Annotated in this window: 2 protein-coding genes; both read right to left on the bottom strand. The window is 61.8% G+C overall.

From position 1 onward, the window contains the following. Positions 1-1,361, bottom strand: a 1,361-nt coding sequence (locus A5782_RS20195; protein ID WP_156624031.1) for an MMPL family transporter, incomplete at its 3' end; no start/stop codon positions are given. Then, a partial coding sequence (locus A5782_RS20190; protein WP_231986738.1) for an MmpS family transport accessory protein occupies positions 1,358-1,582 on the bottom strand: 225 nt, incomplete at its 5' end. The genes A5782_RS20190 and A5782_RS20195, both read right to left, overlap by 4 nt.

Below are 1,582 nucleotides of genomic sequence, written 5' to 3'. Positions count from 1 at the left end.
TGATCGCTTTCGATCATCAGCATCTCGGGGTTCATCCGCGCTTGCGAGAAGTGCCGGTCCGCGGCCGCATACCCCTCGTTCGCCGGCAGGTCCGCGGGCAAATAGTGGCGGTCGTTGTAGTTGGTGCGGTAGCCCGGCAGCGTCAGCAAGCCGACCAGTGCCAGTGCGATCGCCATCACCAGGATCGGGGCGGGCCAGCGGACGACCAGGGCGCCGATCTTGCGCCACCCGCGAATCCGTTGCGACCGCCTGGGTTCGAGGGTCTTGCCGAAACGCGACGCCACCGAAACAACCGCGGGGCCGAGCGTCAATGCCGCCGCCACCACGACCACCATGCCGATGGCCAGCGGGATACCCAGTGTCTGGAAATACGGCAGGTTGGTGAAGTGCAGGCAAAAGGTTGCACCGGCGATGGTCATGCCCGACCCGAGCACCACATGGGCGGTGCCCTTGTACATCGTGTAGTACGCGTCTTCTCGGGACTCCCCCATACCCCGGGCTTCCTGATATCGGCCGATCAAAAAGATCGCATAGTCGGTGGCGGCGGCGATCGCCAGCGTCACCAGCAAGTTCGTGGCGAACGTGGAGAGCTTGATGAGTTGGTAGTAGCCCAGGAATGCGACCATGCCGCGCGCGGCCGCCAGCTCAAGCACCACCATCAGCAGGGTGAGCAGCACCGTGATGATCGATCGGTAGACCGCCAACAGCATGCCGATGATCACCAGGAACGTGACGCTAGTGATTAATTGCAGACTGCGGTCGCCGGCGATGTTTTGATCGGCCGACATTGCTGCCGAGCCGGTGACGTAGGCCTTCACCCCGGCGGGTGTGGGCACACTTTTGACGATGTTTTGCACGGCTTCGACTGATTCGTTGGCCAGGGTTTCGCCCTGATTACCAGCCAAATAGACTTGGACGTAGGCGGCTTTGCCGTCGTTGCTCTGCACACCCGCCCCGGTGAGCGGATCGCTCCACATATCCTGAACGTGTTCAACATGTTTGGTGTCGGCGCCGAGCTTTTTGACGACCTGGTCGTAGTAGGCATGGGCATCAGCACCCAGCGGCTTTTGCCCCTCCAAAACGATCATGGCTGAGCTGTTGGACTTGTACTCGTGGAAAACCTCACCGACGCGCTTTGCCGCGACGACTGATTGCGCATCATCTGGACTCAATGACACCGAGCGCATCTTCCCCACAGCATCCAGCTGCGGTACCACGATGTTGAGCACCGCGATGATCGCGATCCAGCCCAGGATGATGGGTACGGCGAACGTGCGGATCAAGCGCGGGATCTTCTCACGCACCGGCTCGTTGGCAGCCAAGAACTGGTCGGTGCGGACCTCGTCGACGGTTGTGCTCATGCGGATTTCACCAAACAGAAGGTCAGGGCGTGCACGCCGCGGGTTATGTTCTGGTCCTTGACTTCGTCATCGATGGTGATGCGACAGCCGAGGGAGTCGCCGTCACTTTGCGCCGAGAGGTTCGGAAAGACCGAGGGGGCCGTCGTGCTGAGCACCAGCGTCCACGGCAGCGGCGCACCGTCGACCCGCCTCGGGTCGGCGGACAAGTCCAAGTAGTTCAC

Source organism: Mycobacterium sp. 852002-40037_SCH5390672, assembly GCF_001665875.1.
Taxonomy (GTDB): domain Bacteria; phylum Actinomycetota; class Actinomycetes; order Mycobacteriales; family Mycobacteriaceae; genus Mycobacterium.
The sequence above is the reverse complement of the archived record's forward strand: the minus strand, read 5'-3'. Positions and strand labels throughout refer to the sequence as shown.